Here is a 23395-nt window from a genome sequence, read left to right on the forward strand (position 1 = left end):
AGGGAAACTACCCACACCCCCCCAGCAACAAACCCCCACAAGAAGACAACCACCCCCCCCCCCCCCCCCCCAACACCCCCCCCCCCCCCCCCCCCCCCCCCCCCCCCCCCGCCTTTTTCGTTCCTGCGGTTAGCGCATCGCCTTCAGGCCCTCGCGGAGGCGGCGGAGGTCTCGGCGGCGGCGTTCGAAGGTGGCGCCGATGCCCAGGAGGATCGCGCCGCCGATGGCGGGCGGGACCCAGGTCGGGATGTGCCCGCGCAGCAAGAGCAGCTCGTTGACGACCATGACCGCCAGCGCGATCGAGCCGAGCACGAGCGGCGCCTGCCAGCGCCGGGCGAGACCGGCGATGATCACGGCGATCGCGGCGGCGCCGACGCCGACGCGGCGGAACTCGTTGCCGTCTTCGAGCGCGAGCAGCAGGCTCGGGGCGATGCCGATGAGGATGGGCAGCGCGAGCGTCGACCACGACCCGGTGTCGGGGTGCCGCTCGAGCCGCCACAGTCCGATGAGGAACACGACGGCGGCGGGCGGTGCGGTGTAGAACTCCAGGGTGCCGACGTCGAGCGCGGCCAGCAGCGACCACCAGCCGAGCGAGCCGGTGCACAGCGCCGCGATCACGTACCCCCACTTGCGGATCGGGGCCATGATCGCGGCCCCGGCGAGCGCGAGCGCGTAGACGCCGAACTGGAGCGCCGGGATCAGCTCGGTCGCGTTGTCGTCGTAGGTCCAGTCGATGAAGTCGGTGAGGGCGCTGAGCACGGCGGTGGTGCCGCCGAGGACGTGGGCGAGGACGGCGGCGAGCACCCGGTCGGGGCGGCTGCGGCGCGGGGCGCCGACGGCGATGACGAGCATCGCGGCGGCGGTGACGGTGAGCCACAGGCGAATCCAGACGTCGCCGGGATCGAACGTGTCGCTGAAGGAGGCGGTCGCCCCGGCGAGCGGGGCCCATACGGTGAGCGCGACCCAGCCGGTGCAGCGGCCGGTGAGCGTCCGGGAGAACAGCGCGGCGGCGAGGGCGATCGCGCCGCAGACGAGGAGCCCGATCGTGGGGACCGCGTCGAAGCGGGCCGGGTCCCGGTCCCACAGGAGGATCGCGGCGGATTCGACCGCGAACGTGACGGCGAGCGCCGCGCCGTCGAGCCGGAACCGCTGCGGCAGCAGCACCGAGGCGATCGCGAAGGCCGCCAGGACGATCGGCACTTCGGCGTCGTAGAGGGTCCATCCGAAGTCGCTGCCCCAGAACAGGTACCCGAGGCCGCCGAGGGCCACCAGCGAGGTGACCACGGCGGTGCCGGTGCCGACGACATAGGACGCGGTGCGGAAGGCGGCGCTGAGCGGGTCGGCGAGGACCGGGGCGAGGAGGCGGGCGGCGAGGAACGCCGTGAAGTAGGCGGCCAGGTCGGGCGCGTCGAAGGCGACGATCGCGAACGCGGCGAGGCCCGAGAGCCCGGCGGTGACGGCCGTGCCGAATCCCCATGCGTTCTTGCGGGCCTTGGTGGCCACGAGCGGGAAGAACCCTGCGGCGAACAGCGCGAGGGAGGGGATGACGAGTTCGGGCGAGCCCGAGCGGACCGCGAGGACCCACGCGCACAGCACGAGCGATCCGGCGGCGGACCCGGCGATGAGCATGGTGTTGAGGGTGACGCCGAGGCGCCGGGCGAAGTGGACGCCGATGAGGTTGGCGGCGGCCAGGACCGCGACAACGGCGGCGATCGACGGGACGACGGGGTCTTCGACGCCGAAGGCGGCGCGCAGACCCGCCGAGCAGGCGGCGATGACGGCGGCGCAGGTGAGGAACCGTCCGGCCCATTTGTCGGAGGTCGCGTACTGTCCCGGCCGCTTCCCGGTGATCCAGGCGGCGGCGCCGAGGGTCGCGGCGATGGCGAGCATGAGGACGACGGCCAGGCCGATGCTTGCGGCTGCGGCGTAAGCGGAGCCGATGAGCGCGAGCGGCAGCATGACCCAGCTGGTGGCGGTGAGCCGCGCGAGCGCCCGGTAGGCGGCGAGCACGACGAGCACCCCGGCGGTCCACGCGCCCACGGCTTCGGGCCCGAACTCGGTGCCCGGCGGCCGGTACAGGTAGTACCCGGCGAGGGTGGTGCACCAGAGGGCGAGCGCGGCGAGGGCCGCGAAGGTCTCGGCGGTGGCCCACAGGCGGTACCGCTTGAGCGCGAACGGGATCGCGAGGAGCAGGAGGGTGACGCCGCCGAGGACGCCGGCCCGGCCGCCGTTGCCCATGTTGCGCCAGGCGACGGCGGTGAAGATGATGAGCGCGGCGGCGACGAGGAGCCCGCCGAGGCTGAGGAGCACGGTCTGGACGGTCTTGGAGCCGACCTCGCCCTTCTCCTGCGGCATTTGGAAAGCGCCGCCGGGCGGGGTGTGCGGCTGCGGCGTTCCGGGATATTGCGGGACGCCCGGCTGCATGCCGGGGAGCTGCAGGGCGCCGCCCGGCGGCGTGGCCGGCGCGGCCGGGGGAGTGGGGGTCAGCGGTGCAGGCGTCGGGGCCTGCGGCGTGGGGGCGGTGCGGGCCCGGCCTTCGGCCTCGGCGAGGTAGCGTGCGGCCACCTCGGTAAGTCCCTTGAGGATGCTGACGCGTTCGGCCTCGACGGCCGTGCGGCTCTGGAGCGTCGCGGGCATCGTCGCCAGCACGGCGTCGAGCTCGCCGAGCCGCGCGAGCAGCGGCTCGGGCCCGCGCCCGCACGCCGCGCACCGCTCGATCGTGGAGGGGCTGCCGCACCGGGGGCAGTTGTACGTGTTCATGTGCACAGTGTGCTGGTCCTGTCAACCTGGGATTCGGGCAAAACGGACGCGGTTTGTAGGCCTGCTACAACGGGCACTGCGTGCAGACCCCGCTTCCGCCTTGAATTCTTTCAGGATTCCTCTAAACGGGCGGCACCCGCGTGTGCTTAACTCGTCGCGCCCCACTCGACGAACCCCAAAGGACCACCTATGAAGATCGCTGTACTCGGCACCGGTGCCGTCGGCCGCACGCTGGCCGGACGGCTCGCCGAACTCGGCCACGAGGTCGCGGTCGGCACCCGCGACCCGCAGGCCACGCTCGCCCGCGGCGACTACCCCGACTGGGCCGCCGAACGGCCCGGCATCGCGCTCCTCACGTTCCACGACGCGGCCGCCGGTGCCGAGCTGATCGTCAACGCCTCCTCCGGGTCGCATTCGCTCGCCGCGCTCGAGGCCGCCGGGGCCGCGAACCTCGCCGGGAAGGTCCTCCTCGACGTCGCCAACGAGATGACTCCGTCCGAAGGACTTCCGCTGGTCGGCGCGAACGAGACCGACTCGCTCGGCGAGCGCCTCCAGCGGGCCTTCCCCGAAGCGCGGGTCGTCAAGGCCCTCAACACGATGAACGACGCGGTCATGGCGCACCCGGAGGCCGTCGCGGGCGGCGACCACACTGTGTTCGTCTGCGGCGAGGACGCCGAGGCCAAGCGGGTCGCGACCGCGCTCCTGGAGCAGATCGGCCACACCGACGTGCTCGACCTCGGCGGCATCGAGGCCGCGCGCGGCGCCGAGCTCGCGCTCGCGTTCTGGCTGCGGATCTACCTGGCCCTGGGCCACAGCCGCTTCAACTTCAAGATCGCCCGGTAGACCGAAAGGCCCCGCGTCGCCGACGCGGGGCCCTCGCCTCGTTACCGCATTGCCTTGAGCGACTTGGAGATCCGCGCCAGGTCGCGGCGGCGCTGCTCCAGCGTCGCCCCGGCGGCGATGAGGATCGCGCCGCCGACCGACAGCGGCGCCCACTTCGGGACCAGGCTCCACACGAGCACGATCTCGTTGACCGCCAGGACGCTCAGCACGATCGCGGCGATCACCAGCGGCGCCTGCCAGCGCCGGTTGGCCGCGAGCAGCAGCACCGCGAGCGCGGCCGCGCCGACACCGATGCGCCGCCACACTTCGCCGTCCGTGCCCAGTGCGAGCACCAGCGACGGCCCGAACCCGAGCACGAGGGCCGGGGCGAGCGCCGCCCACGAGCCGGTCTCGGGGTTGCGGCGCAGCAGCCAGAGACCGACGGCGAGGAGCAGCAGCGCGGGCGGGCCCGTGTAGTACTCGACGGTGTCGGTGCCGCTGTAGGCCGTGAGCAGGAGCTGCGCGGCGGTCGCGGCGGCGCATGAGCCGAACGCGTAGGCGACGCGGCCGTGTGCGTTCGCGAGCGAGGCGACGGCGAGCGCGGCCGCGTACGCGAGGAACGCCAAGGGCGCGTACAGGTTCACGCCTTCCAGGATCTGCGGCGCGGCGAGCCAGGCCAGGTACGCGCCGATCGCGCTGTGGGCGCTGACGCGGGCGGCGGTGCGGGCCATGGCGTCCGCCGGGGGCTTGGCGTGGACGGCGGCGAGGAGCGCGGCGGCGCAGACCGCGGCGGCCATGAACGCGGGCTCGGCGTCGACGCTGTTGCTGGAGCGCTCGTACGTCGCGGCGAGTGTGGCAGCGGCGATCCACAGGTGCGCGATGACCCATGCGATGACGCGGCGGACCGGGCCCGGCGAGGCGAACGCGACGACCAGGGCCGCGATGGCGGCGACCGCGAAGGACACAGCGGGCGCCCACGTCAGGTCCGCGATTCCGCCCGCGCCGAGCGCGGCGACCGCGGTGACGACAGCGAGGTAGTCGCGCCTCCAGCCGGTGCGGACCGCGGTGACGCCGAGGGCGCACGCGGCGCCGATCGCGGGGACCTCCCCGCCGAGGGCCGAGACCGGTTCGGCACCGAACGCGACGGGGAACGCGGCGAGGCTCAGTGCCGCGCACCAGGCGAGGACGCCCGCCCCCACGGTGGCTGCCGACCGCCGCAGGGCCTCCGAGAGGGGCGCGGGGAAGATCAGCGCGGCTGCGAGCGCCAGGGCGGTCGCCCCGGCGTAGGCGGTGAGCGTCTGCGCGTCGGTGGTGACTGCGCCGAGCGAGGCGAGCGCGGTGATCACGGTGGCGGCGGCGGCCGTCGGGGCGATCCAGGCGACGTCCTCGTTCGGGTCGGTCCAGGACGCGAACGCGACGACGAAGCCGACTGCGAGCGCGAACGCGGGCACGGCCAGGAGCGGTTCCTCCGCCCGGAACGCGAGGATCCACGCGGTGACGGTGAGCGCGGCGGCCGTCAGGCCGAGGACGAGCACGGCCGCGCGGGCGGTGCCGGTGCCGTGGGCGTGCACGAACGCGAGCATCACGGCGGCGGCGAGCAGGCACGCGACGGCGGCCACCGTGGGCAGGAGCGCCGCGTCGAGGCCGAACGCGGCCCGCAGGCCCGCGAGGAACACGGTGGTGATCCCGGCGGCGAGGAGCACGCGGGCCGACCACTGGTCGGAGGCGGTGTGGCGGGTCGGGGCGACGCGCACGGTCCAGGCCGCGACGGCGAGCACCGCGCCGATGAGGCCCATGTGCAGGGCGGCCTCGACGGCGCCGCCGAACGCGGCGAAGGCCGTCCCGGTGGCGGCGATCGGCAGGATCGCCCAGCCGGGGGCGCTGACGCGGGCGGCGATCCGGTAGAGGATCGCGGCGGCGAGCACGAGCGCGGTCCAGCGGGCCACCGAGATGGCGGTGATGGCGGTGCCGCTCGGGAGGTACAGGTAGTACCCGGCGAGGGCCGAGCACCAGAGCGCGAGCGTCGCGGTCGCGGCGAGGGTCTCGGCGGTCGCCCACAGGCGGAACCTGGTGAGCGCCAGGGGCACGGCCAGGAGCAGGCCGGTGGCCCCGGCGAGGATCGTGAGGCGGCCGCCGTCGCCGAGCTGGCGCCAGGCGACGGCGGTGAAGACGATGATGCCCGCGGTCAGGAGCAGCCCGCCGAGGCACAGCAGGACGATCTGGACGGACTTGGTGGTGAGCTCGGCGCGCCGTTCGGCGCTCGCGGCGGGCGGGGCGTCGACCGGGGGAGGCCCGGGGTAGGGCGGCGGGCCTTGGGTTCCGGGCCGAGGGGTGTCGGTTTGGTTCATACGGACAGTGTTGGGGCCCTGTCAAACCGTGAATGGGACGAATCGGGCAGGTTTTGTCGGTGCCCCACAAGATCGCGCGCGCGAGTTCCGGTACCGGCCCCGATATTTCGTGGATTCCTCTAAACGGTTCCCGCGCATAGAAAGAGGAACGGGACCCCACTCGCAGCAGCGGGGCCCCGTTCCATCGGGAGGAGGATTAAGCCTTAGGCGGACGCGTTGTAGGCGTCGATGATGTCGTAGGCGAGGCCTTCCCACTGGGCGTAGTAGTCCGGGTAGGCCGAGACCTGCACGGCCTGGGCGGCCGAGGCGACCGACATGCCCTCCCAGCCGTCGACGTCCTTGAGGGTGTTGTAGAACTTGCTCGCGGAGGTCGCGGGGTCCATGAGCTCTTCGATCGAGCCCCAGCCCATCGAGGTGCGCTGCTGGAACAGGCCGACCGAGTCGTGGTCGGAGTAGGTGACCTCGGAGTCGGTGTACTCGAAGCTCTCCGGGACGGCCTCGGAGGCGGCGTTGTAGAGCTTCGCCTCCTGCATCGCGGTGGCGAGGGCGACGGCCCAGCCCTGCTCGTCGAAGCCGAGCTCCTTGCCGGTCTCGATGATCGTGACCGCGTTGGCCTCCTGCTCGTCGTCGAGGTCGGAGACCTCGATGTCGACGGGCCCGGCGGGCTCCTCGGTGGTCTCCTCCTCGACCGGGGCCTCGGTGGTGGCCTCTTCGGTGGGGGCGGGGGCCTCGGTGGTCGCAGGAGCCTCGGTGGTGGCTTCCTCGGTGGTCGCGGGCGCCTCGGCGGCGACCTCGGCGACGGGCTCCTCGGTGTTGCTGATGGCCCACGCGGCGGTGGCGCCGGAGCCGGTGAAGACGGCGGCTGCGATGCCGACGACGGCGAGGCGGCGGACGCGGTGGTGCTCGCCCTCGCCCTCGCCCTTGGAGAAGATCTTGCTCGACCGCTCGGCGATGCCGGCGGCGGCGCTCCGGACCGAGCCGGTCACGCCTTCGATGATCTTGCGAAAATGCATCGGGCAACCGTAGGGGTTGCAAAAGCCAGGTCAAAGCCGCGAAGTTCAGCGTTTTCCAAAGGAGCCGCGGGGTAACTGGCCAGTAAGTTGCGCTCAAGGCAAATGCCCGGTATCGACCCTATCGTGGTATGTGTACGAGCACATCCGACGTGCCCCTAGGCCCCCTCCGAACAAGGTACGAGCCCCGACTCATCCGAACGGATGAGTCGGGGCTCGTCGCAAAGATAACGTGACTGGGGCCACCTAAGCGTTTGCCGCGAACGGTGATCCGGACACTGCGGTCGAAATCCCCTCGCGGTCCAGGTACGGCGTCAGCCCGCCCAGCCAGAACGGGAAGCCCGCGCCCATGATCATCGCCAGGTCCACCTGCTTCGGCGACGGCACCACGCCCTCGTCGAGCATGAACCTGACCTCCTCGGCCAGGCCCTTGAGCACGCGCTCCTTGACCTCCTCGGCCGACGACGCGTCGCCGCCCAGCTCGATCAGGCCCTTCGCCTCCGACGTGAGCCGCCCCTTGCCCTTCGCCGAAGCGTCGAACACCGGGAAGCCGGCCTCGGCCATGCGCCGCAGGTTCTGCGACGCCGGGAACCGCGGCCCCAGGTCCTCGTTCAGGTGCTGGCACAGGTGCCAGGCCACCTGCAGGCCCACGAGCTCCAGCAGCGCGAACGGCCGCATCGGCAGCCCCAGCTCGTCGAGCGCCACGTCCGCGACCTCGATAGGCGTGCCCGCGTCCACCGCGCCCGTGACCTCCGCGAGCATCCGGCCCAGCAGGCGGTTCACGATGAACGCCGGCCGGTCGGCCGAGCCCACCGCGGTCTTCTTCAGCTTCTTCGCCACCGCGTACGCGGTCGCGAGCGTCGCGTCGTCGGTCTTGTCGGTCGCGATGACCTCGACCAGCGGCATGACCGCCACCGGGTTGAAGAAGTGCATCCCCACCAGGCGCTCCGGCTGCGCGAGCTTCGAGCCCATCGCCGTCACCGACAGCCCCGAGGTGTTGGTGACCAGCAGGCACTCCGCCGAGATGATCGGCTCGATCTCGGCGAACACCGCCTGCTTGACGCCCAGCTCCTCGAAGACCGCCTCGATCACCAGGTCGCAGTCGGCGTACACGGACTTGTCCGCGCTCGCCGTCACCAGCGAGCGGAGCTTCGCGGCCTTCAGCTTGGACGTGCGGCCCTTCGCCGCGAGCTTGTCGATCTCGGCCCGCACGTACGCCAGGCCCTTCTGCGCCCGGTCCTCGTCCAGGTCCGTCATCACGACGGGCACCTCGAGGCGCCGCGCGAACATGAGCGCGATCTGCCCGGCCATGAGCCCGGCCCCGACCACGCCGACCTTCGTGACGTCCTTCGCCAGACCCGGGCTCGGCGCGCCCTCAGGACGCTTGCCCAGGGCCCGGACCAGGTTGAACGCGTAGATGCTCGACTGGAACTGCGGCCCGGCCTCAAGATCGGCCAGCGCCTCGTCCTCGGCGAGCGAGCCCTCTTCGAACGTGGCGGTCTGCGCCAGTTCCAGGAGGTCCAGCGCGCGGACGGCGGCGGCGGACGCGTTGTGGACCTTCTCGTCCACGAGCGCGCGCGCCCCCGCGATCACCGCGGGCCACACCGACCGGTCGATCTCCGGGCGCTCGACGACCGTGGCGCCGGTAGCCACTGCGACCGCCCACTCCAGCGACTCCTCCAGGAAGTCCGCGCCGTCGAACTGCGCGTCCGCGATGCCCATGGGCACGAGGTCCGTGCCGCGCAGCATCTTGTTCTGGTTCAGCGGGTTCCCGACGATGACCTGCGCGGCCTTCTCGACCCCGATGAGGTTCGGCAGGATCTGCGAGCCGCCCCAGCCGGGGATGAGCCCGATCGAGACCTCCGGCAGGCCCAGGCCGTTCGCGCTGGCGCTCACGGTCCGGTAGTGGCAGTGCAGCGCCAGCTCGAAGCCGCCGCCGAGGGCGACGCCGTTGACGAACGCGAACGTGGGGACGGCGGAGTCCTTGAGCCGCTTGTAGAGCGCGTGCCCGGCCTGCGCCAGCATCAGGCCCTGTTCGCGGCTCTCCAGGCTCGGCATGAGCTTGATGTCGGCCCCGGCCAGGAAGATGAACGGCTTCCCGGTCACGGCGATCAGCTTGACGTCGTCCGCTGCCTCGACCTCGTCCAGGGCGTACCACAGGTTCTTGAGCCCGCCGGGCCCGAAGGAGCTGGGCTTGGTGTGGTCGAACCCGTTGTCGAGCGTGATGATCGCGGCCTTGCCGCCGAGCCCCCGCGGTTCCAGGTACCGGACGTGGGCCTCGGTGACGACCTCTTCCTCGAAATCGGGAAGGTCGAGCGGTGTCGCATACGGAGTCGCGGACATTACTTGGCCCCCTTGAAGTTCGGGTTCTCCCAGATGACCGTGCCGCCCTGGCCGAGGCCGACGCACATGGTGGTGATGCCGTAGCGCACCTCGGGGTGCACGACGAACTCGCGGGCGAGCTGCGTCATGAGGCGCACGCCCGAGGAGGCCAGCGGGTGGCCGATCGCGATGGCGCCGCCCCACGGGTTCACCCGCGGGTCGTCGTCGGCGATCTTGAAGTGGTCGAGGAACGCCAGCACCTGGACGGCGTACGCCTCGTTGATCTCGATCAGCCCGATGTCCTCGATCGAGAGGCCCGCGCGGGCGAGGGCCTTCTCCGTCGCGGGGATCGGCCCGACGCCCATGATCTCGGGGTCGACGCCCGCGAACGCGTAGCCGACCATCCGCATCGCGGCGGGCAGCCCCAGTTCGGCGGCGGTCTCGGCGTCGGCCAGGAGGCACGCGGTGGCCCCGTCGGTCAGCGGCGAGGCGGTCCCGGCGGTCACCCGGCCGTGCGGGCGGAACGGGGTGCGCAGGTTCGCGAGCCCTTCCATGGTCGTGCCCGGACGCGGCAGCGTGTCGGTGGTCGCGACGGTCCAGCCGTCGTCGGTCGAGCGCGCGGCCATGGTGGTGATGTCGGCGCTGAGCTGCTCGACCGCGGCGGCGTACCGCTGCTGCGTGCCCACGGCGTAGGCGTCCGCGCGCTCCTTGGTGAGGTGCGGGTAGAGGTCGTGCAGGTTCTCGGCGGTGAGGCCCATGTTGAGCGCGTCCGGGTCCACCAGGCGCTCGGCGATGATGCGCGGGTTGGGGTCGACGCCCTCGCCCATGGGGTGGTTCGACATCGACTCGACGCCGCCGGCGATGGCGATGTCGTACTGGCGGGCCGCGATCGCGGACGACACGCTGGTCACCGCCGTCATCGCGCCCGCGCACATGCGGTCGATCGAGTACCCGGGGACGGTGTTCGGCAGTCCGGCCAGGATTGCGGCGGTCCGGCCGAGCGTGAGGCCCTGGTCGCCGATCTGCGTGGTGGCCGCGAGGGCCACTTCGTCGACCCGCTCAGGCGGCAGCCCCGGGTTGCGGCGCAGCAGCGACCTGATGCAGCGGATGATCATGTCGTCGGCGCGGGTCTCTTCGAAGAGTTTCCCCGCCTTGCCGAACGGGGTCCGTACCCCGTCGACGAAGACGACATCGCGGATGGTGTCGTTCACGCCAGCCCCTCCTTTGGGTATGCAGCGTTGAGAGTGCAACGTCACAACGAATGTTACCCGCAAGTAAGTTCGATGTCACGGCCCGCCCCGGGCGAGCCTCCCGATGGTTTCACGAACCCGCGTCCTGGCACGTCATAACTAGGGTGTGCCGGATGAGCGAACCCCTGAACGCCGAGTCGGGACCCGGGCTTCGCCGCCCGGTCATGATCAACGTCGTCGTCGCGCTCCTCCTGGCAGCTTCGGGCGCCGTCATCGTCTGGTGGAACATGGTCGAGGACGCGACCTGCGCGGCCGGGGTCATGGCCTGCGGCGAAGGCGTCTGCTGCGAAGGCGAGGGCGGCCCGTACGTGCCCGAGGACCCCGAGACCGTCCAGTTCCCCGACGCCACCGACCTCACCGCCGGGCAGGCCGCGCTGGCCTCGACCGACGGGTACGTCAACGCCGCCCCGAACGTCTGGGTCCCCGACCCCGAACCCGAAGGCTGGACGCCCGTGGCGGACCCGGCGGTGTACGACGCGCTGCTCGGCTACGAGCAGGACGGCGCCCGCCTGCTCTGCTACGCGGCCGGTCAGCGCTCCATCCCCATCGCCGACTTCCTCGACGACGAGAGCGTCTTCAGCGCGATCGCGGTAGCCCAGCGGGCCCGCTACGACGAGGCCTCGGTCTACGAGCGCACCGGCGATACGGCCTTCGGCCACTACCGGATCGACGGCAGCGCCGTCCTCGCGGCCGAAACCGAGTACACCTGGAACACCGCCGTCGACCCCGAGAGCGGCGAGACCCGCGAAGGCGAGTGGACCGAACGCTGGGGCTTCGTCGCCGTCTACCGGGGCAGCGCCGGAGCGGCCGTCTGCTCCTACGGCGGCCCGAGCGACTCAGCGGCGCTCGAAGGCCTGCAGGAACACCTGCTCGGCCTGCGCCTCACCGGCTGACGGTCAGGCTTCGAGGGCCTTGGCGAGGCCTTCGGCCAGGAGGTCGATCTGCCATTCGCGGGCGCCGGTCTCGGCGAGGAGCGTGCGGATGTGCTTCTCGGTGACCTTCTTCGGCGGCTCCCACGCGAGGCCGCGGACCAAGGCGGGCGCGATCAGGTTCTCGGCCGGGAGGTTGTGGCGCTCGGCGGTCTCGGTGACGACCTCGCGGGCCGCCGCGAGGCGTTCGGCCGCGACGGGATCGCGGTCGGCCCAGCGGTGGGTCGCGGGCGGGCCGTCCTGAGGCGGCGTGGTCGAGGGCAGCTCGTCGTTCGGGACGGTGCGCGCGTCGGCGAGGGCCGCGAGCCACAGGCGCGCGTTCGTGCGCCCGCCGCGTCGGCGGAACCCCGGAAGGCTCATCAGCTCGGCGAAGTCGGTCGGGTCGGCGGTCGCCGCCTCCACGATCGCCGCGTCCGGCAGGACCTTCCCGGGCGCGCGGTCGAGCTTGCGCGCCAGGTTGTCCCGGGCCTCCCACACCGCGCGCACGCGGCCGAGGGCCTTCGCGCCGCGCACCTTGTGGATGCCGGAGGTACGCCGCCACGGCTCCTTGCGGGGCTTGGGCGGTCCTGCATTGCGCACGTGCTCGAACTCGGCTTCGGCCCATTCGGACTTGCCCTGCTTGGCGAGCTCGGCCGCGAGCTTCCCGCGCAGCTCCGTCAGGAGCTCCACGTCGAGGGCGGCGTAGACGAGCCAGTCGTGGGGGAGCGGGCGCGAGGACCAGTCGGCCGCCGAGTGCTGCTTCTCCAGGCGGTACCCGAGCAGCTGCTCGGTGATCGAGGCGAGCCCGACCTTCTCGAAGTTGCACAGCCGCGCGGCCAGTTCGGTGTCGAACAGCTTCGCGGGCCGCAGGTCCAGCTCTTCGAGGCACGGCAGGTCCTGGCTCGCGGCGTGGAGAATCCACTCGGGGCCGGTGAGCGCGCGGCGCAGTGGCGACAGGTCCTCGATCGGGATGGGGTCGACCAGGACCGAGCCGGCGCCCGCGCGCCGCAGCTGGATGAGGTACGCGCGACCCGAGTAGCGGAAGCCGGAGGCGCGCTCGGTGTCGATGGCGATGGGACCGGAACCGGACTCGAGGCGTTCGGCGGCCTCGGCCAGCTCGGCGGAGGTCTGGATGAGCGGCGGCATGCCTTCACGCGGCTCGGTGAGGAGTTCGGCTTCGGGCTCGGGCTGGGGATCGGTCACACGTTCACCGTACGGCCAGGTAACCTGCCCGCGCTACTGCCCCGCCGGGCTGGAGACCGATTTCCACCCGATAGTGGCTCAATCACCCTATTTGACCTCCATGATGGACGGCGGCGCGGGGGGTCCCCCGCCACACCCCATGCGCGAGTGCGGGGCACATCGCAGCGGAGCGGCACTGAACGCGGCCCCTCCGATGCGGGCCACATCGCACTCGCCGCTGCGGGCGGGTGTGCGGTCGGCGTGAAAGTATTGGACCGTGTCTAACGCAGCAGCCGTATCCTCAGCGTCCCCGTTCCTCGCGGCCTGCCGCGGCGAGGCACCCAGCCACACCCCCGTCTGGTTCATGCGCCAGGCCGGGCGCTCGCTCCCGGAGTACAAGGAAGCCCGCAAGGGCACCACGATGCTCGAAGCGTGCAGCACCCCCGAGCTCGTCGCCGAGATCACGATGCAGCCGGTGCGCCGCTACGGCGTCGACGCCGCGATCTTCTTCTCCGACATCGTCGTACCGCTCGCCGCCATCGGCGTCGACGTCAAGATCGTCCCCGGGGTCGGCCCCGTCGTCGCCGAGCCCTTCCGCACCGAGGCCGACGTCAAGCGCCTGCGCAACCTCGACCCGTGCGACGTCCCCTACATCACCGAGGCCATCGGCCTGCTCGTCAAGGAACTCGGCGACACGCCGCTCATCGGCTTCGCCGGGGCGCCCTTCACGCTCGCGTCCTACCTCATCGAGGGCGGCCCGAGCCGCGACCACGCGAAGACCAAGGCGCTCATGAAGTCCCAGCCCGAGGTCTGGCACGGCATCGCCTCCCGCCTCGCCGCCATCTGCGGCGAGTTCCTCCGCGTCCAGGTCGAAGCAGGAGCACAGGCCGTGCAGCTCTTCGACTCCTGGGCCGGGGCGCTCTCCGAGGCCGACTACCGCAAGTTCGTGCTGCCGCACTCCACGGCCGCGCTCGCGGGCGTCGCGCACTCCGTGCCGCGCATCCACTTCGGCGTCGGCACCGGGCACCTGCTCGAGGCGATGACCGAGACCGGCGCCGAAGTCAGCGGCATCGACTTCCGCATCCCCCTGGACCAGGCCGCGAAGCGCCTGCCCGACAAGGTCCTCCAAGGCAACCTCGACCCGGCGCTGATCTTCGCCGACGACGCGGCGCTCATCGCTGAAACCGACGCCGTACTCGAGGCCGCCAAGGGCGCCAAGGGCCACATCTTCAACCTCGGCCACGGCGTCCTCCCGGACTCCGACCCCGCGAAGCTCAAGCTCGTCGTCGACCGCGTGCATGAGGCCACCGCCCGATGAGCCCGATGACGCCCGCCCGCGTGACGGGCACGCCGGGACGGACCCGCGTCCTCATCGTCGGCGGCGGCATCACCGGCCTCGCCGCCGCCCACCGCCTGCGCGAGCACCTCGGCCCCGACGCCGAGATCATCGTCGCCGAGCAGGCCATGCGCCTGGGCGGCAAGATCCACACCGTCGACTTCGCCGGACGCGACGTCGAGACCGGCGCCGAATCGCTCCTGGCCGCCCGGCCCGAGGCGATCGCGCTCGCCGAGGCCGTGGGCCTCGGGGAAGCGCTGGTCTACCCCTCGGACGCCAAGCCCGCCTTGAGCCTCGGCGGCGAACTGCTCGACTTCCCGGCCGGGCACATGATGGGCATCCCCGGGGACCCCGCCGACGTCGCGGCGATCGCGGACGCCAAGGAGCGCCCCGACAACGGCCTGCCGATCCTCGAAGCGGGCGCGGACATGTCCGTCGGTGCGCTGGTCCGCTCGCGTCTCGGCGACGACGTGCTCGACCGGCTCGTCGCCCCGATGCTCGGCGGCGTCTACGCGGGCGACGTCGACCGGCTCTCCGTGCGCGCCGTCATGCCGCAGCTCGCCTCCGCGCTCGAACGCCATGCGCGCCTGACCGACGCGGTCAACGAGATCAAGCGGCCGCCCACAGATGGCCCCCGCAAACCCGTGTTCGCCACGATCGACGGCGGCCTCGAACGGCTCGTCACCGCCACGTCCGCTTCGGCCCGCGCGGAGATCCGCCTCGGCATGACCGTGCGCGAGCTCCGCCAGACCCCCTACGGCTGGGAGGTCATCGCCGGGCCCGTGCCCGACCCGATCAAGATCACCGCCGACGCAGTCATCCTGGCCGTCCCCGCCTCGCCCGCCGCCGTGCTCCTGCGCGGCGTCGAACCCCAGGCCGCCGCCGCGCTCTCGGGCGTCGCGTACGCCTCGGTCGCCTTGGCCGCCTTCGCGTTCGACCAGATCGACCTGCCCGAGCGCTCCGGGTTCCTCACGCCCGCTTCCGAAGGCAAGACCGTCAAGGCCGCCACCTTCGCGAGCAAGAAATGGCCGCACCTCGGCCGCCGCCGCCAGATCGTGCGCGTCTCCATGGGCCGCCTCGGCGAGGAGTCCCTGCTCCAGTACGACGACGCGACCCTCGCCAAGACCGCCCTGCGCGAACTCGGCGAACACCTCGGCCAGCGCCTGCCCGACCCGGTCGAGCAGCGCGTCGACCGCTGGGGCGGCGCCCTCCCGCAGTACACCCCCGGCCACGTCGCCCGCGTCGCGGCCGCCCGCGAAGCGCTCGGGGCGCACCGCAACATCGCCATCGCCGGTGCGGCCGTCGACGGCGTCGGCATCGCGGCGTGCATCGCCTCGGGCCAGGACGCGGCGAATACCATCGCAGCACAGCTGAAGTCGAACTAGAAGGGCCGCAACGTGGCTGAACACCAGGGCAACAACCCGAACGCGCAGCGCATCAGGGACCTGAACGACACCATCCGCTACACGCTGTGGTCGGTGTTCCGCGTCGAGGAGTCCATGCCCTCGATCCGCCAGGACCTCGCCAGCGACATGGAGGCGTTCTTCGCGAAGCACTGCGGCGACCAGGGCGTCACCGTGCGCGGCACGTACGACCTCACCGGGATGCGCGCCGACGCCGACCTGATGATCTGGTGGCACGCCGAATCCTCCGACCAGCTGCAGAAGGCCTACGCGGACTTCCGCCGCTCCGCCCTCGGCCGCCACCTCGCGCCGGTCTGGTCGAACATGGCCCTGCACCGCCCCGCCGAGTTCAACCGCAGCCACATCCCGGCGTTCCTCGCCGACGAGGACCCGAAGGGGTACGTCTGCGTCTACCCGTTCGTGCGGTCCTACGACTGGTACCTGCTCCCGGACGAGGAGCGCCGCGACCTGCTGCGCGAGCACGGCCAGATGGCCCGCGACTACCCGGACGTGCGGGCCAACACCGTCGCGTCCTTCGCCCTCGGCGACTACGAGTGGATTCTCGCGTTCGAGGCCGACGAGCTTCACCGCATCGTCGACCTCATGCGCGAACTGCGCGCCTCCCGCGCGAGACTGTATGTGCGCGAAGAGATCCCGTTCTACACCGGCAAGCGCCGGAGCATCACGGACATCATCAACGACCTGCCGTAGGGTCTGGGCATGGACCCCAGCAACGTCGACAATGTCGACGGCGTCGCCGAAGCCTTCGTCATCATCAACACGGTCGTGGTCGTCCTCGTGGTCGCCGCGCTGGCCTACGGCATCCTCATCGTCATGGCCGCGCTCGGGCTGACCTCGTTCTCGATGTTCGAGCGGTTCCGCAAGAAGCGCCCGGAGGAGGCCGAAGAGGGCGGCATCGATGACCTCTTCTAACTGGTTCTTCGTGCTGGCGCTGGTCGCCGTCGCCGCGCTCATGGCCGAGTCGGTGCGGCAGCTGCGGCGCCGCTGGGTGCTCGTCAAGGTCGAGGGCGTCTCGATGGAGCCGGCGCTGCGCGACGGCCAGGAAGTGCTGGCCAAGCGCACTCGCCGGATCGAGAACGGGGACATCGTGGTGGTGGCCGCGCCCGATCCGCAGCTCGGCTGGGCCGATATCAAGAAGGCAAGAGCGCCTTGGTGGGTGAAACGCGTCACTGCCGGGCCGGGCGAGCCGATGCCCGGCGCGTCCGGGACCGTCCCGCCGGGGCACTACTTCCTCAGCGCCGACAACCCGGCCGGGGAGGACTCGCGCCGCCACGGGCCGTGCCCAGCGAACCTGATCGTTGGTTCAGTGATCCGCTCGTTCTGACGCTGGTCAACCGCCTCGGACCTTAGTGTGTCCTAAGGTCCGGGCGAAGGATCCCAACATTCAGGACGTGGCAGACTTGATCCATGCCAGCGCTACGTTCACGCACTTCCACTCACGGCCGCCAGATGGCGGGCGCTCGCGCGCTGTGGCGCGCGACGGGCATGACCGACTCCGATTTCGGCAAGCCGATCGTCGCCATCGCCAACTCGTACACGCAGTTCGTCCCGGGGCACGTGCACCTCAAGAACATGGGCGACATCGTCGCCGAGGCCATCGCCGAGGCCGGGGGCGTCTCCAAGGAGTTCCACACCATCGCCGTCGACGACGGCATCGCCATGGGCCACGAGGGCATGCTCTACTCGCTGCCCTCGCGCGAGATCATCGCGGACTCCGTCGAGTACATGGTCAACGCGCACTGCGCCGACGCCCTGGTGTGCATCTCCAACTGCGACAAGATCACCCCGGGCATGCTCATGGCCGCGCTGCGCCTGAACATCCCCGTCGTGTTCGTCTCCGGCGGCCCGATGGAGGCCGGCAAGACGATCGACAACGACGGGATCGTCACGCAGAAGCTCGACCTCATCGACCCGATGATCGCCGCCGCGAACGACGACGTCTCCGACGCGCAGCTGCGCCAGATGGAGGAGGCCGCGTGTCCGACGTGCGGTTCCTGCTCGGGCATGTTCACCGCGAACTCGATGAACTGCCTGACCGAGGCGCTGGGCCTGTCCCTGCCGGGCAACGGCTCGACCCTCGCCACGCACACCTCCCGCCGCGCCCTCTTCGAGGAGGCCGGACGCGTCGTCATGGACCTGGCGCGCCGCTACTACGAGCAGGACGACGAGTCGGTCCTGCCGCGCTCGATCGCGACGAAGGACGCCTTCGAGAACGCGATGGCGCTCGACGTCGCTATGGGCGGCTCCACGAACACGATCCTGCACCTGCTCGCGGCCGCCCGCGAAGCCGAGCTGGACTTCAACGTCGCCGACATCGACGCGGTCTCGCGCCGCGTCCCGTGCCTGGCGAAGGTCGCCCCGAACTCCGCGAAGTACCACATGGAGGATGTGCACCGCGCCGGCGGCATCCCCGCGATCCTCGGCGAGCTGTACCGCGGCGGACTGCTCCACGAGGACGTCGGCTCCATCCACTCCCCGACCCTGGCCGGATGGCTCGGCAAGTGGGACATCCGCGCCGAATCGCCTGCGCCCGAAGCGATCGAGCTCTACCACGCCGCGCCCGGCAACGTCCGGACCACACAGGCGTTCTCGACCTCGAACCGCTGGAAGACGCTCGACACGGACGCTCGGGAAGGCTGCATCCGCTCCGTCGAGCACGCCTACACCAAGGACGGCGGCCTGGCCGTCCTGTTCGGCAACCTCGCAGAGGACGGCTGCGTCGTCAAGGTCGCGGGCGTGCCCGAGGAGAACTGGACCTTCACCGGCCCGGCGCACGTCTTCGAGTCGCAGGACGACGCGGTGCAGGGCATCCTCGACAAGTCCGTGGTCGAAGGCGAAGTCGTCGTCATCCGCTACGAGGGCCCCAAGGGCGGCCCCGGCATGCAGGAGATGCTGTACCCGACCTCGTTCCTGAAGGGCCGCGGCCTGGGCCGCAAGTGCGCGCTCATCACCGACGGCCGCTTCTCCGGCGGCACGTCGGGCCTGTCGATCGGGCACGTCAGCCCCGAGGCGGCCGGTGAGGGCCTGATCGCCCTCGTCGAGAACGGCGACATCATCGAGATCGACATCCCGGCCCGCAAGCTGGAGCTGAAGGTCGACGACTCGGTGCTGGCCGAACGCCGTGTGGCCCAGGAGAAGCGCGAGCAGCCGTTCACCCCGGTGAGCCGCAACCGCGTCGTCTCCCGCGCCCTGCAGGCCTACGCGTCGATGGCCACCCCGGCCAGCGACGGCGCGGTCCGCAAGGTCAACTAGCGCAACGCGTTCCAGCGGCGGGGTCCTCTCGGGGACCCCGCCGCTTGCATATTCCGGGCACAATGATCGCGCCCCCGATCCCGAACCCTGGAGCGTGACACCGATGAGCGACGGCGGCTATTCGGACTCGTCCTCTTCGTACGACTCGGGCGGGCCCTTTGCCAACTCGACCTGGTACTGGAACCCGAGCGGATTCGACAGGTATCAGCAGCGGACGATCGAGGACATCCAGGCCCGGCAGCGCTCGGAGGCCCGGCGGGCGGCGGAGCGTGCCAAGGAGTCGCAGCAGCGCCTGGAGGGCCGCATCGCCGAGACCTCCTCGCGGCTCGAAGCGCGCATCGGCGTCGTCCTCGCCTGGACCGAGCTGCGGTTCCAGCTCATCGAGTTCGACGAGTACCAGGCGCGCAAGGAGATCCGCAACACGGTCCGTGCGCTCGCCGAGGGGCGCGAGCCGCTGCTGCACGGCTTCGAGGACGTGCCCGGGTACTGGCTCCCTTCCGCCGCCGCCGCGGTGCTGCCGCTGGTGCTGCGCGACCGGGTGCCGGTGCAGCGCATCGCAGGTGCTTCGTTCACGGATCTGAAGACCGGCCTTGCGAACGCCCGCGAGCGGGACGTGGTGCGGACCGAGCTGTTCAGCCTCGCGGTCGGCCGCTGCTTCGACCAGCCCGTGCTGATCGACGCGGCACTGCTGCGGCTGCTGAGCGAACCCGCCGACCTCGGGGTGGTGGCACCGGGCGCGGTCGCGTCGGGTTGGCGGACCCTGTGGGAGCAGTCGGCGCTCGGGGCCTTCGGGCCGGGAGCCGAAGCGCAGATCGCCGCGCTGCTTCGTGAACGCATCGATCTCGGTGCGCTCGACGAGGACGCGCTCGCGGCCTGGGACCGCGAGATCGAGCGCTTCGGCGCGGGCGAAGGCGGCCGCCTACCGCAGGCCGAGGCCTTCGCGGCCCTGGAAGCGCACCTCGCCGCGGCGGCAGGCGACGATCGCACCGAACTCGGCCCGGAACCTGGTGGAGCGCACCGCGACCACGGGAATGCCGCGACGCTTGGCGCCTCCGTTCCCGGCTCCGCCGAACCGCTCGCCGCCGCGATCCCCGCCGCCTCGCCCGACGACACCGCCTGGCGCTCCTACCTCCAGGAACTGATCGACGAGCCGAGCGCCGCGGAGCTGCCGCTCGTCCACCAGATGGCCGAGCTCGACCCGACTGCCGAAGGGCGCGAAGGCGACCGCCGCTCCTGGTCCGCCCCCGCAGGCACCTTCGCCGACCTCCTCCGCCGCGACCTCTTCGACCCCGAGGCCCCGCTTCCGTTGCGCCGCCTCGCACTCGACCTCGCCGCGCCCCTCCTCCGCGACCGGTTCGACCGCCTCGAAGCCGCGATCGGCACCACCAAGCCCGCCCAAGTCACCGTGCGCCGCCGCGGCGAGCTCATCGCGGTCACCCGCGACGGCCACGACCCCGAGCAGTTCGAAGCCGTCGAACGCCGCATCGAGCAGGCCTTCCCCGTCATCGAACCCTCGAAGCCGCTCACGGTCGGCATGGTCGTCGCCCTCGGCCTCCTCGCCGTCACCATGGTCGGCCTCGGCCAGTGGTTCCTCGGCGTCCTCTTCGCGCTCGCGATCGTGATCCCGGTCTGGAAGTACCGCGGCGACACCGCGAAGGCCAGGAAGGACTTCATCCGCCGCGACGAGGCGCTCGCCGAGGTCCGCGCCGCACTCGTCAAGGCCCGCAAGGACGCCGAACGCCAGGAGCGCGAGGAGACCGACCGCGGCCTCGCCACCCGCCGCGCCCTCAAGCGACTCCGCGAAGCCGTGCCCGACAGGGCCGCTTCGGGCGGCACCGGTTCCAGCGCACTCACCGGGCCCGCGTAAGCCGCGATCGCGGCAAACCCGGACCTCCGCATCCGTGCACGGCACCTGCACCCGCACATGCGGAGGGCCCGATACGGTTCGGTACGCCGATGCGGCATCCTGTTAAGCACGAGGTTTCCTACGATTGGGTCAGTGGATGGCGCCAACCCCCCGCCGCGTGCGGCAGCTGCTGTCGTGGTTCGCGACCGCCGCCGTGTGGTGCTCCGTCCTCACTGCAGCGATCGTCGTGGGCGCGCACTCTGCCTTCCCGACCATCGACCCCGCCTCCGCAGCCGTCCTCGGCAGCATCGGCGCGGCCTGCGCCGGGCTCCTCATGTGGCGCGCCGCCGGACGCATCGCCGCTAGCCGCCGCACCACCTACCAGCTCATGGCCGCGGGCATCCAGGCCACCGCGGCCGGGATCGCCGCCGCCTGCTGGCTCCCCGGCGGAAGCGGCAACCTCGCCGCCGGGCTCGGGTTCAGCGCCGCCGTCATCCTCTGGTCCCTCGCGCTGCTGCGCCTCCCCGACAACGGCTGGGACCCGCAAGCCGTGCAGCGCCGCCTCGTCGACGGCGCGTTCGTCGGCCTCTGCTTCCTCTTCGCGCTCTGGCTCCTCCTCGCCCGGCCGCTGTTCCAGCAGTTCCGCGGCCACCTCTCCGACGGCGACCTCGCCATCGTCATCCCCGCCATGATGGGCATCGTGATGCTCGGCGTCGGCGTCACCACCACCTTCCGCATCCAGCGCTGGCGCCGCCGCCACGCCCTCGCCTACGTGGCCGTCTTCGCCGTCCACCTCACCGGCATGACCACCTACACCACCTGGCAGTGGAACCGCCCCGACGAGCGCATCCTCTGGTGGTCCGTCGCCTGGGTCGCCACCTGCGCCGCCATCCTCGGCGTCACCTACCTGGCCCGCACCCAGAAACCCGCGCCGATCGACAAGCCGAACTACCCCGGCGTCCACTACGCCGTCATGGGCGGCGCGGCCGGACTCGCCGCCGCCTCCGTCCTCTTCAACGGCGCCCACGCCGGCGCCCTCCCGCTCGACGCCGCGCTGCTCGCCCTCGCCGCCGCCGGAGCCCTCGCCGCGCGCCTCGTCCTCACCTACTTCGACGTCCGCCGCGTCACCGGCGAGGCCGCCGCCCGCCAGCGCAAGCTCTCCGCCATCGTAGGGGTCGCCTCCGACACCGTCCTCGTCCTCGACCCCGACCTCACCGTCACCTGGCACCCCGAGGACTCCGCGTGGCGGCCCGCCACCGACTCCGGCAGCTGCGTCGGCGCGTCCTTCCTCGACCTCATCCACATCGACGACCGCCGCGGCGCCGAAGAGGACCTGCGCACCCTCCTCGACGGCATCAGCCACTCCCGCCAGACCTCCCTCAACGTCCGCGTGCGCGACTCCGCGCGCCGCTGGCGCCACACCGAGACCGTCGTGACCGACCTGCGCGGCAAACCCCAAGTGCGCGGCCTGGTGGCCCGCATGGAGGACGTAGGGGCCCGCCGCAGCCTGGAGACCGAACTCGCGCGCATGGCCTACACGGACCCGCTCACGGGCCTCGCGAACCGCCGCGCACTCCTCCAGAGCCTCGAAGACGGCGTCAGCGCTGAAGAGCACCAGACCGCGCTGCTCCTGCTCGACCTCGACGGCTTCAAGAACGTCAACGACACCCGCGGCCACGACTTCGGCGACGAACTCCTCGTCGAGGTCTCACGCCGCATCAAGGAACTCCTGCGCCCCACCGACGTCGGCGCCCGCCTCGGCGGCGACGAGTTCGCGATCCTCTTGCGCGCCAGCTGGTCCGAGGCCGTAGCCACCGCCAAGGCCCTCGTCGCGCGCCTCGGCGAGCCCTACGACTTCCACGACGAGTCCACGGTCTTCACCACCGGCTCGGTCGGCATCGCCACCGCCGCCGAGGGCTTCGGCGACCCCGAGATCCTGCTGCGCAACGCCGACCTCGCCCTCCGCGCCGCCAAGCAGGCCGGGAAGAACCGGTACGCGACCTACGACGCCGAGTTCGACCGCAAGGTCCGCCGCAAGAACGAGCTCACCCAGGAGCTGCGCGGCGCCATCCGCCGCGACGAGCTGCGCCTGGTCTTCCAGCCCGTGTTCGCCACCGCCGACCGCTCCATCGTCGGCGCCGAAGCCCTCATGCGCTGGCACCACCCGCGCCTCGGCCACGTCAGCCCCGGCGAGTTCATCCCCGCCGCCACCGAGTCGGGCCTCACCCAGGACCTCGCGGTCTGGACCGTCAACCGCGCCGCCGAGCAGCTCGCCACGTGGTCGGCCGCCGGGATCAAAGCCTGGATCTCCGTGAACGTCTCCGTCAAGGAGCTCCACACCCACCTGTTCGCGACCGAGGTCAACACCGCGCTCATCGCCGCGGGCGTCCCGGCCCGGCGCCTCGTGCTCGAAGTGACCGAGCACGACTTCTCCCACCAGATGAACACCCTCGTCGCCCAGCTCAGCGCCCTGCGCGGCGCGGGCGTGCGGATCGCCTTGGACGACTTCGGGTCCGGCTACTCCTCGCTCGGCCAGCTCGAGCGGCTCCCGGTCGACATCATCAAGATCGACCGCGACCTCATCGCCAAGGACGACGGCGGCGTCGGCCCCCTCGCGGCCGTCACCGTCGCGCTCGGCCGCATCCTCGGCATGGAGGTCATCGCCGAAGGCGTCGAGACCGACACGCAGCTCAACGCCATGATCGCCGCCGAGGCGCCGCTCGTGCAGGGGTACCTGCTCGCCAAGCCGATGGAACCGGACGACCTGACGCGCTGGCTCGCCGATGACCCGAAGGCCCAGCGGCCCGCCCTGCCCGCGCAGAGCACGCCCGCCGAAGTGATCGACGCCGCCGACGACGACGGCCCGTCCGGCGACACGCCGTACGACGTCCCGAAGTCTGAGAAAAGTTGACTCACGGGCCGGAATCAGGCATCC

16 protein-coding genes are annotated in these 23395 nt (G+C 71.7%); 10 read left to right on the forward strand and 6 right to left on the reverse strand.

What is annotated here, in order from left to right; all coding sequences use genetic code 11:
• Positions 1-129 precede the first annotated feature (129 nt).
• Positions 130-2760, reverse strand: a complete 2631-nt coding sequence (locus ACZ60M_RS22875; RefSeq protein ID WP_465421150.1) for an SCO7613 C-terminal domain-containing membrane protein — start codon at positions 2758-2760, stop codon at positions 130-132.
• A gap of 189 nt (positions 2761-2949) precedes the next feature.
• Between ACZ60M_RS22875 and ACZ60M_RS22880 the strand changes: the two genes are divergently transcribed.
• A complete protein-coding gene (locus tag ACZ60M_RS22880) occupies positions 2950-3603 on the forward strand; it encodes an NADPH-dependent F420 reductase (RefSeq protein WP_465421151.1) in 654 nt (217 codons plus the stop codon).
• 41 nt (positions 3604-3644) lie between these two features.
• Here ACZ60M_RS22880 and ACZ60M_RS22885 read toward each other — a convergent pair whose 3' ends face one another.
• From ACZ60M_RS22885 to ACZ60M_RS22900, 4 genes are all read right to left on the reverse strand, one after another.
• Positions 3645-5930, reverse strand: coding sequence for an SCO7613 C-terminal domain-containing membrane protein (locus ACZ60M_RS22885; RefSeq protein WP_465421153.1), 2286 nt, complete (start codon positions 5928-5930; stop codon positions 3645-3647).
• Between the two features lie 203 nt (positions 5931-6133).
• Positions 6134-6943 carry a hypothetical protein gene (locus ACZ60M_RS22890; RefSeq protein WP_465421155.1) on the reverse strand — a complete coding sequence of 270 codons (810 nt, stop codon included), beginning with the start codon at positions 6941-6943 and terminating at the stop codon, positions 6134-6136.
• Positions 6944-7186: 243 nt separating this feature from the next.
• Entirely contained in the window at positions 7187-9283 is a 2097-nt protein-coding gene (locus tag ACZ60M_RS22895) for a 3-hydroxyacyl-CoA dehydrogenase NAD-binding domain-containing protein (protein ID WP_465421157.1), read from the reverse strand.
• Positions 9283-10473, reverse strand: coding sequence for a thiolase family protein (locus tag ACZ60M_RS22900; RefSeq protein WP_465421159.1), 1191 nt, complete (start codon positions 10471-10473; stop codon positions 9283-9285). The genes ACZ60M_RS22895 and ACZ60M_RS22900 overlap by 1 nt, the downstream gene beginning before the upstream one ends.
• Before the next feature lie 152 nt (positions 10474-10625).
• Between ACZ60M_RS22900 and ACZ60M_RS22905 the strand changes: the two genes are divergently transcribed.
• Positions 10626-11405 carry a hypothetical protein gene (locus ACZ60M_RS22905; RefSeq protein ID WP_465421160.1) on the forward strand — a complete coding sequence of 260 codons (780 nt, stop codon included), beginning with the start codon at positions 10626-10628 and terminating at the stop codon, positions 11403-11405.
• 3 nt (positions 11406-11408) lie between these two features.
• On the opposite strand, the gene ACZ60M_RS22910 is transcribed toward ACZ60M_RS22905, so the two are convergent.
• The gene (locus ACZ60M_RS22910; RefSeq protein ID WP_465421162.1) at positions 11409-12623 is read right to left on the reverse strand and encodes a ribonuclease D; all 1215 of its coding nucleotides are present in this window, start codon (positions 12621-12623) and stop codon (positions 11409-11411) included.
• A gap of 256 nt (positions 12624-12879) precedes the next feature.
• On the opposite strand from ACZ60M_RS22910, the gene hemE reads away from it, so the two are divergent.
• From hemE to ACZ60M_RS22950, 8 genes are all read left to right on the forward strand, one after another.
• On the forward strand, positions 12880-13920 hold the full coding sequence (gene hemE, locus ACZ60M_RS22915; RefSeq protein WP_465421164.1) for a uroporphyrinogen decarboxylase: 1041 nt from the start codon (positions 12880-12882) through the stop codon (positions 13918-13920).
• Complete coding sequence (gene hemG / locus ACZ60M_RS22920; RefSeq protein ID WP_465421166.1) at positions 13917-15323, forward strand: protoporphyrinogen oxidase; 1407 nt, start codon at positions 13917-13919, stop codon at positions 15321-15323. The genes hemE and hemG overlap by 4 nt, the downstream gene beginning before the upstream one ends.
• Before the next feature lie 12 nt (positions 15324-15335).
• Positions 15336-16052: a hydrogen peroxide-dependent heme synthase gene (gene hemQ, locus ACZ60M_RS22925; protein WP_465421168.1), complete on the forward strand. Its 717-nt coding sequence runs from the start codon at positions 15336-15338 to the stop codon at positions 16050-16052.
• Between the two features lie 9 nt (positions 16053-16061).
• On the forward strand, positions 16062-16274 hold the full coding sequence (locus ACZ60M_RS22930; RefSeq protein ID WP_465421170.1) for a hypothetical protein: 213 nt from the start codon (positions 16062-16064) through the stop codon (positions 16272-16274).
• Entirely contained in the window at positions 16261-16686 is a 426-nt protein-coding gene (locus ACZ60M_RS22935) for a S24/S26 family peptidase (protein WP_465421172.1), read from the forward strand. Before ACZ60M_RS22930 ends, ACZ60M_RS22935 begins: the two co-directional genes overlap by 14 nt.
• Before the next feature lie 83 nt (positions 16687-16769).
• Positions 16770-18614 carry a dihydroxy-acid dehydratase gene (gene ilvD / locus ACZ60M_RS22940; RefSeq protein WP_465421174.1) on the forward strand — a complete coding sequence of 615 codons (1845 nt, stop codon included), beginning with the start codon at positions 16770-16772 and terminating at the stop codon, positions 18612-18614.
• 103 nt (positions 18615-18717) lie between these two features.
• Positions 18718-20481: a hypothetical protein gene (locus tag ACZ60M_RS22945; protein WP_465421176.1), complete on the forward strand. Its 1764-nt coding sequence runs from the start codon at positions 18718-18720 to the stop codon at positions 20479-20481.
• Between the two features lie 136 nt (positions 20482-20617).
• Positions 20618-23371, forward strand: a complete 2754-nt coding sequence (locus ACZ60M_RS22950; protein ID WP_465421178.1) for a putative bifunctional diguanylate cyclase/phosphodiesterase — start codon at positions 20618-20620, stop codon at positions 23369-23371.
• Positions 23372-23395: the final 24 nt, after the last annotated feature.

It is taken from the genome of Glycomyces sp. NPDC050141, from assembly GCF_055586545.1.